Raw genomic sequence first — 16,431 nt, forward strand, 5'->3', positions numbered from 1 at the left:
GGAGCCGTTGGCATCTAACTCCTTCGATGTGTAGAGTTAAGCATCGAACTTTAGGTATGAAGTCTTCAGGCTTTAGCTATCAAGGCAGGTGAGAAGTGACCAAGGTGATGGGCGCTGCGATGCGGCGGATCCAGGCCGGCAACGCGCTGACCGCGTTCGGCATCGGTTTCACGGTTCCGTTCCTCTACATCTATGTGGCGCAGGTGCGAGGTCTGGGCTCCATGGCGGCCACGAGCGCGTTCGTGGCGTTCGCCCTGGGTGCCCTTGTCGCGCTGCCCTTCACCGGTCGGGTCATCGACCGGCGCGGTCCCGTCCCCGTGGTGCTGGGTGCCGCGGTCGCCGCCTCGGTGGGGGCGCTCTCGCTGGGTCTCTCCACCGGGATCGTGCCGATCCTGCTGTCCGCCCTGGCGCTGGGCGCCGGGCAGGCCGTGATGCAGCCCGCGCTGGCCACGATGATCGTGTGGTGCTCGACGCCGGCCACCCGGACGCGGTCCTTCGCGATGCAGTTCTTCATGCAGAACCTGGGTCTGGGCATCGGTGGCCTCATCGGCGGCCAGATCGTCGACGAGAGCCGGCCCGGCAGCTTCACCCTGCTGTTCGGCATCGAGGCCGCGATGTTCCTGGTGCTGGCCGGCGTCATCCTCACCGTGCGGATGCCGCACGCGCCGAGCATCAAGGACTCCATACCGAAGGACGCCTCTCAGGCGGGCGGTGGCCGGCAGCGGCTGCTGCGGCACAGGGCGATGGTGAAGCTGCTGGTGCTGGGCTTCGTGATCTTCTTCGCCTGCTACGGCCAGTTCGAGTCCGGTCTCGCCGCCTTCGGCACCGAGGCCGCCGGGATCTCGCCGTCCACCCTCGGGTTCGCGCTGGCCGCCAACACCGGTGCGATCGTCGTCGCCCAGTTCGTGGTGCTGCGGCTCGTCGAGAAGCGGCGTCGGTCGCGGGTGATCGCGCTGGTCGGGCTGATCTGGACCGTGGCGTGGGTCATCGCCGGGTTCTCGGGGCTGGGGCACGGCAGCGCGATGATGGCCGCCGCGGCGTTCATCTCCACGTACGCGCTCTTCGGCATCGGTGAGGCGATGCTGTCGCCGACGCTGGCGCCGCTGGTGGCCGATCTGGCTCCGGAAGGTTCCGTCGGGCAGTACAACTCGGCGTTCGCGCTGGTCAAGCAGATGGCGCTGGCACTGGGGCCGCTCGGTGTGCCGCTGGGCGCGGGGGTTCCGATGCTCTACATCGGAATCTTCGTCCTCGTCTCGCTCGGGATCGCCGGGCTGGCGCTGCGGCTCGGGAAGCAGCTGAGCCCGGTGCAGGACAACCCGTCGCTGGCGAGCAGCCGGATCGTGGCGCAGGGCCCGGCGGCCGGCTCCAAGGTCGGCGAGCCCGTCGCCGCGTAGGACGACGTACTGAGACGTATGAGAAGGCCCCGGTCCAGGTGACCGGGGCCTTCGGCGTGTGCGGGCGCGCGTGCGGGCCGCGGGTGCGGGCTACTTGTCCGGGAGGGCGAACTCGCACCAGACGGCCTTGCCGCCGCCCGGGGTGCGGCGGGAGCCCCAGGAGGAGGCGATGGTGGCGATGATCGAGATGCCGCGGCCGGTCTCGTCGGCCGGTTCGGCGCGGCGGCGGCGCGGGAGGTGGTCGTCCCCGTCGGTGACCTCGATGATCAGGCGGCGGTCGGTGCGGCGCAGCCGCAGACGCATGGGCGGGGTGCCGTGCTGGAGGGAGTTCGCGACGAGCTCGCTGGCGGCAAGGACGCCGAGGTCGCACAGCTCGACCGGGAAGCGCCAGGAGGCGAGGACTCCGGACGCGAAGGCGCGGGCGCGCGGGGCGGCCTCGACGCCGCCCAGGAGTTCCAGGGCGGCGTTGTGGAAGAGCTCGGCGTCGGATCCGGTGCGGGCGGGCTGCTGGAGGACCATGACGGCGACGTCGTCGTCATGGTCGGCGTCGACCCCGAGGGCGCGCATGAGGCGGTCGCAGATGACCGCCGGGGTGCCCTGGGCCCCGGAGAGGGCGCGTTCGAGGGCGGCCACGCCTTCGTCGATGTCCTCGCCGCGGCGCTCCACGAGGCCGTCGGTGTAGAGGACGGCGGTGGAGCCCGGGCCGAGGGCGATGGTGCCGGAGGTGTGGAGCCAGCCGCCGGTGCCGAGCGGGGGGCCGGTGGGGTCGGCGGCGCGCCGGACGGTGCCGTCCTCGTCGCGGACGAGGATCGGGAGGTGGCCGGCGGAGGCGTAGGCGAGCAGGCCCTCGTTGGGGTCGTGGACGGCGTAGACGCAGGTGGCGATCTGGCTGGCGTCGATCTCGGCGGCGAGGCCGTCGAGGAGTTGCAGGACCTCGTGGGGCGGGAGGTCGAGGCGGGCGTAGGCGCGGACGGCGGTGCGGAGCTGGCCCATGACGGCGGCGGCGCGGACGCCGCGGCCCATGACGTCGCCGATGACGAGGGCGGTGCGGCCGGCGCCGAGGGTGATGACGTCGTACCAGTCGCCGCCGACGGCGGCCTCGGTGCCGCCGGGCTGGTAGGTGGCGGCGATGCGGAGGTCGTCGGGCTGTTCCAGCTCCTGCGGGAGGAGGGAGCGCTGGAGGGTGACGGCGGCCTCGCGCTGGCGGCGCTCGCTGGCGCGCAGGCGCTCGACGGCCTCGGCGTGGTCGGTGACGTCGGCGAGGTGGATCAGGACCCCGGTGTGGTGGAGGTCGGGGTCGGTTCCGGGGTCGGCCTTGGGGAACTCGACCGGGGTGCAGGTGACGGTGTACGAGCTGCCGCCGCCGGGTGCGGTGCGGTTCTTGGCGGTACGGGGCTTGCCGCTGCGCTGGACCTGGTCGAGGAGGGGGAGCAGGCCGAGCTCGCCGAGTTCGGGGAGGGACTCGTGGGCCGGGGCGCCGGTGGTACGGGTGCCGAAGCCAGCGGTGTAGGCGTCGTTGACGTAGGCGACGCGGTGGTCGGGGCCGTGCACGAGGGCGACGAGGGCCGGGAGCCGACCGAGGACCTCCCGTACGGAGAGTTCGTCGAGGGAGGGCACGGCGGCGTGGGCCGCGGCGCTCGCTCCGGTGCCCGAGCCCGTACCGCAGACGGTGGGGTCGGCTGGGCGTCCGTCCGGCGTGGCTGCGGGACCGGCGGCCGCGCCGCGGGCGGCCGGGACCGAGCCCTCGCCCCGCTTGGCCTGGGCGGCGCCGTGTTCGGACCGGGCGGCGGCGCGACGCTGCGTTCCGGGGAACCGGGCGCTCCAGCGCGTGAAGTTCACTGCGTTCAAGCCTCGTGGTGTCGCTCGTGGTCGCTGTGTCTCCCCCAGCGGCCTTCCCCGGCTGGCGCTGGGGTTTCCCCCGGAAGTGTCCGGGGTTCGGTCGCTGGACGGTGTCACTCTGTGCAGGTGTGAGCCCACCTATGGTCACACGTCCAGTGTGGCCGAAGGCACTGACAACGTCAGCCTTCGCTCTTCTTCGGGGGGTCCTTCGGCCCCCCGCCTGCGGCGAGTTCGAATTCTGCCCTGGGGTGTTCGAGGGATCCGAGGGACACGATCTCGCGTTTGAAGAGACCTGAGAGGGTCCATTCGGCGAGTACGCGCATCTTGCGGTTGAAGGTGGGGATCCGGCTGAGGTGGTAGGTGCGGTGCATCAGCCAGGCAGGGTAGCCCTTCACCTTGTGGCCGTAGACGTGGGCGACGCCCTTGTGGAAGCCGAGGGAGGCGACGGAACCGGAGTATTTGTGGGCGTACTCGGTGAGGAGTTCGCCGCGCAGGGCGGCGAGGAGGTTGTCGGCGAGCGCCTTGGCCTGGCGGACGGCGTGCTGCGCGTTGGGGGCGCATTCCGTGCCCTTCTCGGCGGCCGTGATGTCGGGGACGGCGGCCGCGTCTCCGGCGGACCAGGCGTGTTCGACGCCCTCGACGGTGAGGAAGGCGGTGCAGGCGAGCCGGCCGCGTTCGTTCTTGGGCAGGTCGGAGGCCGCGATGATCGGGTGCGGTTTGACGCCGGCGGTCCACACGACGGTGCGGGTGGGGAAGCGGGCGCCATCGCTGAGGACGGCGACGCGGTTCTCGCAGGATTCGAGCCGGGTCTCCAGGCGCAGGTCGATGTTGCGGCGGCGCAGTTCGCGGATGGTGTAGACGCCGAGTTCGGGGCCGACCTCGGGGAGGATGTGGTCGCTCGCCTCGACCAGTACCCACTTCATGTCTTCGGGTTTGACGTTGTGGTAGTACCGGGCCGCGTAGCGGGCCATGTCCTCCAGTTCGCCGAGGGCCTCGACGCCCGCGTAGCCGCCGCCCACGAAGACGAAGGTGAGGGCGGCGTCGCGGATGGCGGGGTCGCGGGTGGAGGAGGCGATGTCCATCTGTTCGATGACGTGGTTGCGCAGGCCGATGGCCTCTTCCACGGTCTTGAAGCCGATGGCGTAGTCGGCGAGTCCGGGGATGGGGAGGGTGCGGGAGATCGATCCGGGGGCGAGGACGAGTTCGTCGTACTCGATCTCGGTGGGGCCTGCGCCCTCCTCCTCGGTGGCGAGGGTGGTGACGGTGACGGTGCGCTTGGCGTGGTCGATGGTGCGGGCCTCGCCGATGACGATGCGGCACTTGTTCAGGACGCGGCGCAGCGGGACCACGACGTGGCGTGGGGAGATCGAACCGGCGGCGGCCTCGGGGAGGAAGGGCTGGTACGTCATGTACGGCTCGGGCGTGACCACCGTGACCTCGGCTTCTCCGGCTCTCAGCTTCTTCTGGAGGCGGAGAGCCGTGTACATGCCGACGTAGCCGCCGCCGACGACGAGGATGCGCGTTCGGGGCGGGGTACCGGGGTCGGTGCCCCGGGAGTTAGCAGCCTTCACCATCCCATGACGCAACGTGGCCGGGAGTTTGTCCACAGGCCCGTCAAATTGTGTGACCGGTGGGGAGGCCGGGACGGGGCTGTCGGGTGGCTTGAGTGGGGGTCTAAGTCCGCAGGTCAGAGCCTGCGGAGGGGGTGATTCCGGGGGCTTGCAACGGAAAAGTGGGGGTGAATGCTCCGATCGGGCGGTGGTCCGTCCGGGGCTGCCTCTTCTGAATTGACTCTGGCTCAACTATGTTCGTATGCGTCGAGGAGTAGGACCGGGGCCCCATGACCGTGGCCCCCCTCGACACGAAGGCGGGGAGTGTCTCCGGGGGGAGACAAGTGATTACCGGGGGAAACATATGCACATTTCAGATTTCCATGGCTCTGCGACCGCTCTCTCGACCGAGAGCAACGGGCGCGTGATGGCGGGCGGTACGACCCACGCGGTGGGCCGTTCGACGCCGCTGCGCGTCGACGCCCAGCGGAACCTCGAGCATGTCCTGCGCGCGGCCCGCGAGGTCTTCGGCGAGCTCGGCTACGGGGCTCCGATGGAGGATGTGGCGCGGCGTGCGCGGGTCGGTGTCGGCACCGTGTACCGGCGCTTCCCGAGCAAGGACGTACTGGTCCGACGGATAGCCGAGGAAGAGACCGCCCGGCTGACCGAGCAGGCCCAGTCCGCGCTTGGCCAGGAGGAGGAGCCGTGGCAGGCGCTGTCGCGGTTCCTGCGCACCTCCGTGGCCTCGGGCGCGGGGCGGCTGCTGCCGCCGCAGGTGCTGCGGGTGGGTTCGGCCAGTGAGGACGGCGACGAGGAGCCGGAGGCCGCGCGGGTTCCGCACCAGCGCCAGGCCGGCGTGACCGGGGCGCCCGATCTGCGCGTCGTGGGCTCGCGGGCCGCGGCCGAGGACGAGCCTTCGCAGGACGCGGGCGCGGGTGCGCTCCTGGAGGTGGTCGGCCAGCTGGTGGACCGTGCCCGGGAGGCGGGTGAGCTGCGGACCGATGTCACGGTGGCCGATGTGCTGCTGGTGATAGCGACCGCCGCGCCGGCGCTGCCGGACCCGGCTCAGCAGGCCGCCGCTTCGGCCCGACTGCTCGACATCCTGCTGGAGGGGCTGCGGTCCCGGACGGTCTGAGTCGCGCGGGAGCTTCCGTGCTCTAGGAGTGTCCGGCGGATTCGCGTCGGCTCCTGTGTGGAGTGGCGGCCGTGGCCTGGATCGCTCGGGTCACGGCTTCCCTCGACGAACACCGCTGCATCGAACGGCTGCTCGCTCGAACGAGTGAGAACTGTACGGCGATTCGCCGGATTGTGCCCAGATGAGTGGATGGTGCGGAGAGCGCTTCGGCATGCGTCCGCCGTGTGACACGCTGGATCGGTGTACCGGTCTGAGTGTGTCGTGCGGGGGCTTCCTCGATGAGCGTTGGCGGACGGGACGAGTCACTCGACGGCGCCGGCGAGGCCGGGACCGCCGGCGGAGCCGGGGCCGGGACCACTGGCACCGGGACCGGGAGTCTGCCGGCGCGGCAGGTGCCCGCGCAGCGGGGGCGGGGCGGGCGGCATGCCGCTCCCGGGGGTGAGGGGCCGGCGTCCGATGCCGACCTGATCGCCCGGATGCGCGGTGGGGACGACGGTGCGTACGAGGAGCTGTTCCGCCGGCACGCCGATGCCGTGCGGCGCTACGCGCGGACCTGCTGCCGGGACGGGCACACCGCCGACGACCTGACCGCCGAGGTGTTCGCGCGAACGCTGCAGGCGGTACGGGGCGGGGCCGGGCCGGACCAGTCGGTACGGGCCTACCTGCTGACCACCGTGCGCCGGGTCGCGGCCGCCTGGGCGAAGACCGCCAGGCGCGAGCAACTCGTCGAGGACTTCGCCGTGTTCGCGGAGCAGGCCGCCGCGGGCGCCGACAGCGGCGTCGGACTGTCCGGGGACGACACCCTGGAGCTGGGCGCCGAGGTCCGGGCGATGCACGAGGCGGAGCGCTCACTGGCGATGCAGGCGTTCCGGAGTCTGCCCGAGCGGTGGCAGGCCGTGCTGTGGCACACCACCGTCGAGGAAGCCTCGCCGAGCGCGATCGCACCGCTGTTCGGGCTGAGCGCCAACGCGACCGCGGTGCTGGCCAGCCGCGCCCGGGAGGGCCTCAAGCAGGCGTACCTCCAGGCGCATGTGAGCTCGGCTCTGAGCGAGGGCGGCGACTGCGCGCGGTATGCGGACCGGCTGGGCGCGTATGCCCGGGGCGGGCTGCGGATGCGGGCCGAGCGGGGGCTGCGGGGGCACTTGGAGGAGTGCGCGAAGTGCCGGCTGGCTGCCGGGGAGCTCAAGGACGTCAACGCCGGGATTCCGGCGCTGCTGCCGGTCGCGGTCATCGGGTGGTTCGCCGCCGGGTACGCGGCGAAGGCGGCCGGGGTGGTGGCCGGTGGGGCCGTCGCCGCGGGTGGGGCGGGGGCCGCGGCAGCTGCCGCCGGCTCCGGCGGGGCCGGTGCGGGCGCTGCCGGCGGGTCCGCTGCGGGAGCCGGCGCCGCCGGGGGGTCCGCCGGGGCTGCCGGTGGGGCCGGGGGCGCGGTGGTTTCCGAGGGGCTGGGGTTGCCGGCCAAGGCGGCGCTGGCGGCCGGGATCGCCGTCGCCGCGGCGGCCGGGGTGGTGTTCGCGCTGGCCGGGGATGATGCCGAGGCGCCGGTACGGGCGAAGCCCGCGCCGAGTGCGGCCGCGCCCGTGCTGCCGGCTCCGGTGGTTTCCGCCCCGCCCGCGCCGAAGGCGAGCCCGACGGCCGCGAAGACACCGGCCGCGAAGGGATCCGTACAGCCTGCGCGGAGTACTCCCCCGCCGTCACCGCGGGCGACGCCCTCGCCTTCGCGCTCCCAGGCGGCGCCTCCCGCCACGAAACCGAGGCCGAAGCCGGAGCCGGCTCCCAGGCCGTCGGCGAGCCCGGTGAAGCCTTCGCCCACGCCGAGTGCGCCGAGGCCGGCGCAGGGGTTCGCGCTGTCCCGGATCGGTCAGTCGGTCCTGGGGGACCACACCGGTCCCGAGGTGCAGACCTGGCGCAGCGGCTGGGTGTGGCAGCGCAGGGGGCTGGAGATCGACGGCCGGCGGTACGGGCAGGGGATCACGGTCAATTCCCGTTCCTCGGTGGAGATCGCCCTGAACCGGCAGTGCACGGCCTTCTCGGCGAGGGCCGGGGTGGACGGGCTGTCGAAGTTCACGGACGGCAAGGTGCGGTTCTCGGTGTACGCGGACGGGCAGCGGCTGTGGCAGTCCGCCGTCCTCGGGTACGAGGACCCGGCGGCGGCCGTGGAGGTCCCGCTGACCGGGCGCGGGACGCTGCGGCTGGTGGTGGAGCGGGCAGGGGGCGGCAGCCTGCCGGTGCTGGGGAGCTGGGCCGACTCGGTGATCAGCTGCCGGTGAAGTTGCCGGGGATCGGTTGCCGGGGATCAGTCGCCGGTGAGCAGGGCCACGACGTCGGCCGGGGTGAGGGCGGCGCCCGCCGCCTCTTCCTCGGCGTGGCGGTCCGGGCCGAGGGCGGCGCGGGTGCGGTCCGGGAGGCCGTCCAGGGCCAGCCGTTCCGGGACGGAGCGGGGGTAGCGGGCGCGCCAGGCGGTGGCCGCGGCGAGGACCCGTACGGAGTCGGCGGGGCGGTCGGCGTGGGCCAGCAGCACGGCCGCGGTCTCGGCGAGCGAGGCCAGGACGCGTTCGGCGCAGCGGGCGGCGACGGCCGCGGCCAGGGCCGGCGCGGCCTTGGCCAGGCCTGCCGCCGGACCGTGTTCGCGGGCGGTGAGGACGGCGTCCACGTTGTCGATCCCGGCGGTGAGCTGCGGGGGCACGGTGAACTGGGCGGCTTCGACCCGGGCCAGGTCGCATTCGGCGCGGGCCCGGTCGGGGGCGTCGCGGAAGAGGGCTATCAGTGCGGCGATGAGCCGGCCGTAGGCGCGGACGTCGTACACGCCGCCGAACCGGTCGGCTTCGCGGTTGGCCTCGGCGAGGACGCGTTCGGCGGTGTCGAAGTCCCCGGCGCAGAAGGCGGCCTCCGCGATGCGGGCCAGGGCGAAAGGCGCCTCGATGTGGGCGCCGACCTCGTGCGCGAGGCGCAGGCACTCCTCGTACTCGGCGCGGGCGGCATCGTACTGGCCGCGGGAGAGCGCGAACTCGCCCGCGGCGCTGGCGACCTGGGCGCGGGTCCAGCGGTCGCCGACGCGGTGGGCGATCTCGTGGAGCTCGGCGAGGTCGGCCTCGACGGTGGCGAGGCCGCCGGTGAGGTCGATGGCGATGTGGGTGCGGAGCATGAGGGCGACGCCGAGTTCCCAGTCGCCGGCGTGGCGGCGGCAGTTCGCGACGGCTTCGTCGAGGTTGGCGTGGAGGTCGACGGCCTCGCCGGTGAGGAAGCCGGTCATGGGCCAGAGCATGCCGGGGAAGCCGGCGGATTCCGGGCCGTTGTTGTCGCGGAAGGCCTTCCGGATCCGGGCGGCGAGTTCGACGTACTCGGGGGTGCGGAACTCCTCGAGGGAGCGGCCTTCGGCGAGCAGGAAGACGTGGAGGACCGTCAGGCGCATGAAGCGCCAGTACGAGGGTGAGCCCTCGGGCGGGTCCTCGGGGGTGACGGCGAGGACCTTGGCGGTCCATTCGGCGCCTTCGAGGCGGTAGTTGCGCAGCCACCAGAACCAGCCGAGGGCGAAGGCGAGGCGCTGGGCGGTCTCGGGGTCGGCCGTCCCTTCCTGCCGGGTGGCGCTCTCCAGGGCGGTGCGGAGGTTGTCGTACTCGGTCTCGACGCGGCGGATCCAGGGGAGCTGGGCGGCGGAGCGCAGGAGGGGTTCCGCCTCTTCGGCGAAGGCGAGGAAGTGGGCGGTGTGGCGGCGGGCGGTGGCGGCGTGGTCGCGGGGGTCGGCGGCGGCGCGTTCGGCGGCGTACTCGTGGATGGTTTCGAGCATGCGGTAGCGCATGCCCGTGTCCTGGCCGGTGGGGGGCGGGTCGGCGAGGACGAGGGACTTGTCGACGAGGGAGCCGAGGGTGTCGGCGACGTCCAGGGCGCGGTTGCCGTCGGCGTCGGCGTCGGCGTTGGCGTCGGCGCAGACGGCTTCGGCGGCGGCCAGGTCGCAGCCGCCCGCGAAGACCGAGAGGCGGCGCAGGACGGCGCGTTCGGGCTCGTCCAGCAGGTCCCAGGACCAGTCGACGACCGCGCGCAGGGTCTGCTGGCGGGGCAGGACGGTGCGCGAGCCGCTGGTCAGGAGCCGGAACCGGTCGTCGAGACGGTCGGCGATCTGGCGCGGGGTGAGCAGCCGCAGCCGGGCGGCGGCCAGCTCGATGGCGAGCGGGAGCCCGTCGAGGCGGGCGCAGATCTCGGCGACGGCGTCGGGGTCCTCGTCGGGGGTGAAGCCGGGGCGGGCGGCGGCGCCGCGGTCGGCGAAGAGGCGGTGCGCGGGGTCGGCCGGCAGCGGTTCGACGGGGCGGACGTGTTCGCCGGGGACGCCGAGGGGTTCGCGGCTGGTGGCGAGGACCCGGACGCCGGGGCAGTGGGTCAGGAGGCGCTCGGCGAGTTCGGCGGCGGCGCCGATGACGTGCTCGCAGTTGTCCAGGACGAGGAGCAGGCTGCGGTGCGCGCAGTGTTCGAGGAGGAGGGCGGTGGGGTCGTCGGGGGCGGTCTTCTCACGGGCGACGAGGGTGTTCTCGCGCAGGCCGAGGGCGCTGAGGACGGCGTCGGGGACGGCTGCGGGGTGGTCGAGGCGGGCGAGTTCGACGAGCCAGCCGGGTTCGGGGTCGGCGGTGGCCGCGTGCTCGGCGAGGCGGGTCTTCCCGGAACCGCCGGGGCCGGTGAGGGTGATGAGGCGGAGGCGGGCGAGGTCGGTGCGCAGGGCGGCGAGTTCGGGCTCGCGGCCGACGAAGGAGGTGAGGCGGGGGCGGAGGTTCCCCTTGGGGGCGTGGGGTGCCTGGGGCGGTGCCTGGAGGAGCTCCGCGTGCAGGGCGGCGAGTTCGGGGCCGGGGTCGGTGCCGAGGCCTTCGGCGAAGGCGCGACGGGTGCGCTCGTAGGCGGCGAGGGCGTCGGCGGGGCGGCCGGCGGCTCGGAGGGCTCGGAGTTGCTGGGCGCGTAGGCGTTCGTCGTACGGGTTCTGCCCGATCAGGGTGTCGATCTCGTGGAGCAGGGACGCCGGGTCGGCGGCGCCGGCGCGCAGCTCGGCCTCGATGCGGTCGCGCAGGGCGGTGGCGCGGCGGGCCTCGGGGGCGGCGGCGTGGGCGGTGCGGGCGGGCTCGGGGAGGTCGGCGAGGGCGGGGCCGCGCCAGAGGGCGAGGGCGGTACGGAGGGTGGTGGCGGCGGTGGCGGGGTCGCCGGCGGCGAGTTCGCGGGCGCCTTGGCGGGCGAGCCGGGTGAAGCGGTGGAGGTCGACCTCGTCGCGGTCGGCGACGGCGAGGCGGTAGCCGCCGGTGGGGTCGGCGTGGATGCTGTCGCGGGCGCCGAGGGCGCGGCGTAGCCGGGCGACGAGGGCCTGGAGGGCGGCGGGGGCGTCCTGGGGCGGGTCGTCGCCCCAGACCTCGTCGACCAGGTCGGCGACGGCGACGGCCGGGCCGCCGGCGCGGAGGGCGAGGGCGGTGAGGAGCGCGCGCAGGCGGGCGCCGCCGATGGGGAGGGGGGCGCCGGTCTCGTCGCGCGCCTGGGTGACGCCAAGGATGAGGTACCGCACTGGGCAATTCTGCCCTGCCCGCGCCGGGAGCGACCGGGGTTTTCGGCCCCGCCGCGGCGGGGGACCGGCGCAGCCCCTGCGGGGCCGCCACTGGGCGGGCCGCCGCGTGCGCTCGGGCCGCGCCCGCAGCGGGCCGTCTGCGACGGCACTGCGGGGGCGCAGCGACAGCCGGATCACCTCCGGGCCGGCCGCCGGGGTGCGCTCGGGCCGCGCCCGCAGCGGGCCGTCTGCGACGGCACTGCCAGGAGCCGGACCCGGCCAACAGCGGCGGGTCACCCCCGGCAGGCAGCGGGGGTGGCCCGTCAGGACAGGGCCGGGCGGCGGAGGGGGATGCCGGTGGGGACCGCGCGGCGGCGGGGGGTGGTGGTGCCCGTCCAGCAGGTGCCCCGGCGGGCCAGGAGGCGGCGCAGCCACAGCTCCATCGAGACGAGTTCGGCGAGGCCGTCCAGCGGGACCGGGTGCCCGTCCGCCGCGTCGAGCAGCGCCTGCTGGACGACGCGGGCCTCGATCAGCCCCGCGTCCGCCAGCAGCGGGGCGGCGAACAGCGCCAGCAGGTCCTCCAGGGCCGCCCGCAGACCCAGCCGGGTCGCCGTCTCGTTCGGGGCGTGGGTCGTCGCGCCCCAGCCCGGCGGGAGGTCGCGGACGCCCGCCGAGGACAGCACGCTGCGCAGGATCGCGGCCCGCGCCCCGGGCTGGACCCGCAGGGACTCGGGGAGCGCGCGGGCCGCCCGTAGGACCTGGTTGTCCAGGAACGGGGCGTGCAGGCGCTGGCTGCGGACCTCGACGGCCTGTTCGAAGACCCGGTGGTCGGCGGCGTGCCGGCTCAGGACGGCGCGGGCCCGCGCCTCTCCCGGCCGCAGGGACAGCGGGGGCCGCCCCGCGGCGGCCGAAAGGCGGATCGATACTTCCGCCAGTGCTTCCCCGGTCAGCCAGCCGGCCGCCGGCCCGGGCCGGGACCAGGTCAGCGCCGCGAGCGAGGCGTCGGCCGGGGTCGAGACGTCCGGGGCGCCGCCCGCTCCGGAGCCGTCGCGGAGCCGGGCCGCCGCGGCCTCCATGCCCGCGCGGTACGGCGTACGGGCGAGCCGGCGGGCCGCCGAGTAGACGGAGAACGGGACCAGCAGGGAGTCCCCGGGCGTCGCGCGGGCCAGGGCTGCGACCGGGCGCAGCAGGTGGCGTCTGCGGCGGTCCATCAGGAGGTCGGCCATCCGGGCCGGGTGGGCGTCCAGGACCTGGCGGGCGCCGTGGCCGACGAAGTGGTCGGCCGAGCCGGCGGCGAGCCGGCGCCGCTCGCGGGCGGCGAAGACGAGCGAGGGCCCGGGTTCGTCGGTGAGCGGGCCGTCGAGCTCGGCGTACGGGAGGGCTTCCTCGGCGGCGGCCACCACGACGTGGTGCAGGCGCGGGTTGGAGGCGAGGGCGTGGGCGCGTTCCAGTTCGGCCTCGCGGCCCTGCGGGGTGGCGAGGTCGTTGAAGGTGACGGCCAGCAGGCGTTCCCCGGCCTGCTTGAGCACCGTGCCCGGCGCCCCCGGCAGTCCGGCGGCGAGCAGGGCGAGCGTCGCGGAGGCGCTGCCGCCGGAGAGGTCGGCGCCCACACCGGGGACGGGCGCCGGGGCGCCCCGGGCCGCGCGCCGGTCGGCGGGGCCCATTCCGGGCACCGGTCCGGGATCGGGCGCCGGCATGTCGGGAGCATGCCGGGGTGCCGTGAGCCGGGCGCGCACCGCGTCCACCAGTGCTTCCCGTACGCCCTCCACCGCGCGCTGCGGATCGGCCTCGGGCGCGGCCACCGCGAGCGAGGCCACCGGCTCGTACCCGGTGATCTCCCGCGAGCCCTCGCGCAGGATCAGCGTGTGCCCGGGCGGGATGCGGCGGACGCCGACGTACGGTGTGCCGTCGCCCAGTGCCTCCGGGCTGTCGGGGCAGGCCAGCAGGGCCGCGAGGTGGCCGATGTCGAGCTGGGCCTCGATGAGGTCGGCGAGGGGGAGGGCGGCGGTGGCGTACGCGGTGCCGCCCGCCCAGGGGGTGTAGAAGACGGGCCGGGCGCCGGCGAGGTCGCCGAGGACGGTGATGCGGCGGCCGGCCTGGACGACGGCGGTGTAGCTGCCGGACCACTCGGTGAGGTGGCGCAGGGCCCCGCCGCGGGCGGCGTACAGGGCGCGGCGCAGCTCGGCGTCGGTGGCGCCGCAGCAGCCGAGGACGGCGAGGCGGGTGAAGGGGTCGGCGGGGTCGGCCGTGACGGCGCGGATCTCGTCGGGGCGCCAGTCTCCGACGGCCCACAGGGGGTCGGGGTCGCCCCACAGGAGTTGGGCGCCGACGGGGTGGACGGTGCGTTCGGCGTCGGGGGAGAGGTCGTCGGGGTGGTCGGCGTCCGCGAGGCCGCCGTGCGGGGAGGCTCCGTACGGGGGATGCCCCTGCGGGCCCTGCGCGCCGTACCCGCCCTGCGCGCCGTACGCGGGGGCGCTGTACGGGTGCCCGTACTCGCGCTCGCGGCGGTGCCCGTTGCCGTTGCCTGACCCGTTGCCTGACCCGCTGCCGGTCCCGTTCCCGTATCCGCCCTGGCCGGAGACCCGTCCCGCCGTGCCGAAGCTCGCGGCGATACTGCTCCAGCCCACCAACCAGCGCACCGCCGCCTCCCCAGCCTGTGGGCAAATGACCGGGGCAAACGACATGGTCAGCGCTGAGGGCGCGGCCGGACGAACCCCGGGTGGCTCCGGGTCCATGCTGCCACGAGACAGGCGTGCGAGAGGGGTTATGGGGGGCGCACATGCAAACGAACACGCCCCCGCCACGCGGTATTTGGCGTTCCGTTCCCACCGACCGATAGGTCGGTTTCGGCCAATCTTCGGCCGTGCCGAGGTCGTTCGGCGGCCGCGCCGAGGCGCGCCGGAGCCATACGCGGGGCCGCACCGGAGCCACACCGGGGCACCCGGACCACCTGAGGCCCGCACCCGAGCCCGTACCTCGCGCACACCGAGCCGGCCCCGCACAGACCGCGCGCAAGCCGCGCGGCTGCGGTCCGGGGGGCGGGTTCCGCCCCCCGGACCGTTCCGCCACCCGCGGGGATTGAGGCAGCGGCATCCCCCGACCCGCCGACGAACGCGGCGGGCCGACCCACGCACCGCACATCGAATCGCCGGACCCCCCGACCGGCCAGAGCGCACGGCCGGGCGCACGGCCACACGGGCGGAGCACGCCGCGGGACGTGCGCCCCGGGCGCGGGCCCCGGCCCGACTGTGCATACGGACAACAATCCCGCCATACGGAACAAGAGGCCTTAACGCTTGGGAGGCGGGGAACTACGCTGGGTTTACGAAATGCCGGGCGCCTATGCCCCGGCGGCGTCTGCGTTCCGCGTGTGACGAGGGGTGGCGCATGTCCAGGGAGCTCCGCGAGCCCAACGAGAAGCTCGGCGCCGTCCTCGCCCTGGCGGGCATCAGCAACGCCGGGCTGGCCCGGCGGGTCAACGACCTCGGCGCGCAGCGCGGCCTGACGCTTCGGTACGACAAGACGTCGGTGGCCCGGTGGGTGTCGAAGGGGATGGTGCCGCAGGGCGCCGCCCCGCATCTGATCGCCGCCGCCATCGGGGCGAAGCTGGGGCGGCCGGTGCCGCTGCACGAGATCGGTCTGGCGGACGCGGATCCGGCGCCCGAGGTGGGTCTGTCCTTCCCCCGCGACGTGGGCGCGGCGGTGCGCTCGGCCACCGATCTGTACCGCCTCGACCTCGCGGGCCGGCGCGGTGGTGGCGGTATCTGGCAGTCGCTGGCGGGCTCCTTCGCCGTGTCGGCGTACGCGACTCCGGCCTCGCGCTGGCTGATATCGCCGGCCGACAGCTCGGTGGCGCGCGAACCGGGCTCCGGCTCCGCGCGGGCGGCCTCGGCTCCCGGAACCCCGCCGGAAGGCCTGGGCGCGGGGCCGCCGTCCACGGTTGTGCCCGCGCAGCCGGTGACCGAAACTCCGCACGCGCCGGGTGAGCAGGCACTCGTACCGGCGGCCGTCGTACCGGTGGCCGCCGTGCCGGCGGCGCCCGCACCGGCCGCCGTCACGCCCTCGGACCTGACCCCGCAGCGGGTCGGGCACAGCGATGTGACGAAGCTGCGCGAGGCCGCCGAGGACGCGCGCCGCTGGGACTCCAAGTACGGCGGCGGGGACTGGCGTTCGTCGATGGTGCCGGAATGCCTGCGGGTGGACGCGGCGCCGCTGCTGCTGGGCTCCTACTCGGACGAGGTGGGCCGGGCGCTGTTCGGGGCGACGGCCGAACTGACGCGGCTGGCGGGCTGGATGGCCTTCGACACCGGCCAGCAGGAGGCCGCGCAGCGCTACTACATCCAGGCGCTGCGCCTGGCCCGCGCGGCCGCCGACGTACCGCTCGGCGGGTACGTGCTGGCCTCGATGTCGCTCCAGGCGACGTACCGGGACTTCCCGGACGAGGGAGTGGACCTGGCGCAGGCGGCCGTCGAGCGCAACCGGGGGCTGGCGACGGCGCGCACCATGAGCTTCTTCCGTCTGGTGGAGGCCCGGGCGCACGCGAAGGCGGGCGATTCGGCGGCCGCCGGGGCCGCGCTGCGGGCGGCGGAGGGCTGGCTGGAGCGGGCGCGGGAGGGCGACGCGGATCCGACCTGGCTGGGTTTCTACTCGTACGACCGTTTCGCGGCGGATGCGGCGGAATGCTACCGGGATCTCAAACTGCCCCGGCAGGTGCGGCGGTTCACCGAGCAGGCGCTGTCGCGGCCGACGGAGGAGTACGCGCGCTCGCACGGGCTGCGCCTGGTGGTGAGCGCGGTCGCCGAGCTGGAGTCGGGCAATCTCGACGCGGCGTGCGCGGCCGGCACCCGGGCGGTGGAGGTCGCGGGGCGGATCTCGTCCGCGCGGACGAACGAGTACGTACGGGACCTGCTGCACCGGCTGGAACCGTACGGGGACGAGCCGCGGGTCGCGGAGCTGCGCGAGCGCGCGCGGCCGCTGCTCGTGGCGCCCGCGTAGCCCCGCGTC

The 16,431-nt window shown here is 74.7% G+C and carries 8 protein-coding genes; 4 read left to right on the plus strand and 4 right to left on the minus strand.

Translation table 11 applies throughout. The features are described from left to right. Positions 1–107: 107 nt before the first annotated feature. Positions 108–1,394 carry an MFS transporter gene (locus OG982_RS13290; protein ID WP_266949903.1) on the plus strand — a complete coding sequence of 429 codons (1,287 nt, stop codon included), beginning with the start codon at positions 108–110 and terminating at the stop codon, positions 1,392–1,394. Positions 1,395–1,484: 90 nt separating this feature from the next. Here OG982_RS13290 and OG982_RS13295 read toward each other — a convergent pair whose 3' ends face one another. Further along, on the minus strand, positions 1,485–3,233 hold the full coding sequence (locus OG982_RS13295; protein ID WP_266949905.1) for an ATP-binding SpoIIE family protein phosphatase: 1,749 nt from the start codon (positions 3,231–3,233) through the stop codon (positions 1,485–1,487). A gap of 179 nt (positions 3,234–3,412) precedes the next feature. Further along, the gene (locus OG982_RS13300; RefSeq protein WP_266948573.1) at positions 3,413–4,807 is read right to left on the minus strand and encodes an NAD(P)/FAD-dependent oxidoreductase; all 1,395 of its coding nucleotides are present in this window, start codon (positions 4,805–4,807) and stop codon (positions 3,413–3,415) included. A 340-nt stretch (positions 4,808–5,147) separates the two neighbouring features. Between OG982_RS13300 and OG982_RS13305 the strand changes: the two genes are divergently transcribed. Both OG982_RS13305 and OG982_RS13310 read left to right on the plus strand, forming a co-directional pair. Further along, positions 5,148–5,918: a TetR/AcrR family transcriptional regulator gene (locus OG982_RS13305; protein ID WP_266787108.1), complete on the plus strand. Its 771-nt coding sequence runs from the start codon at positions 5,148–5,150 to the stop codon at positions 5,916–5,918. 278 nt (positions 5,919–6,196) lie between these two features. Further along, entirely contained in the window at positions 6,197–8,185 is a 1,989-nt protein-coding gene (locus tag OG982_RS13310; protein WP_266948574.1) for a sigma-70 family RNA polymerase sigma factor, read from the plus strand. Between the two features lie 26 nt (positions 8,186–8,211). Here the strand turns inward: OG982_RS13310 and OG982_RS13315 are convergent, their stop codons facing one another. Together OG982_RS13315 and OG982_RS13320 are read right to left on the minus strand one after the other, a co-directional pair. Next, positions 8,212–11,448, minus strand: coding sequence for a BTAD domain-containing putative transcriptional regulator (locus tag OG982_RS13315; protein ID WP_266948576.1), 3,237 nt, complete (start codon positions 11,446–11,448; stop codon positions 8,212–8,214). A 302-nt stretch (positions 11,449–11,750) separates the two neighbouring features. Continuing rightward, positions 11,751–14,066 (minus strand): asparagine synthase-related protein, encoded by a 2,316-nt coding sequence (locus tag OG982_RS13320; protein ID WP_266787103.1) that lies wholly within the window; start codon positions 14,064–14,066, stop codon positions 11,751–11,753. Positions 14,067–14,814: 748 nt separating this feature from the next. On the opposite strand from OG982_RS13320, the gene OG982_RS13325 reads away from it, so the two are divergent. Then, positions 14,815–16,422, plus strand: coding sequence for a sporulation protein (locus OG982_RS13325; protein ID WP_266948577.1), 1,608 nt, complete (start codon positions 14,815–14,817; stop codon positions 16,420–16,422). Positions 16,423–16,431 lie beyond the last annotated feature (9 nt).

Source organism: Streptomyces sp. NBC_01551 (genome assembly GCF_026339935.1).
GTDB lineage: Bacteria > Actinomycetota > Actinomycetes > Streptomycetales > Streptomycetaceae > Streptomyces.

Excerpts from the sequence above, each read along its gene's own strand:
- OG982_RS13305 (WP_266787108.1), top strand. The coding sequence starts at position 5,148 with ATGCACATTTCAGATTTCCATGGCTCTGCGACCGCTCTCTCGACCGAG.
- OG982_RS13325 (WP_266948577.1), top strand. The coding sequence starts at position 14,815 with ATGTCCAGGGAGCTCCGCGAGCCCAACGAGAAGCTCGGCGCCGTCCTC.
- OG982_RS13290 (WP_266949903.1), top strand. The coding sequence starts at position 108 with ATGGGCGCTGCGATGCGGCGGATCCAGGCCGGCAACGCGCTGACCGCG.
- OG982_RS13300 (WP_266948573.1), bottom strand. The coding sequence starts at position 4,807 with ATGGTGAAGGCTGCTAACTCCCGGGGCACCGACCCCGGTACCCCGCCC.
- OG982_RS13310 (WP_266948574.1), top strand. The coding sequence starts at position 6,197 with ATGAGCGTTGGCGGACGGGACGAGTCACTCGACGGCGCCGGCGAGGCC.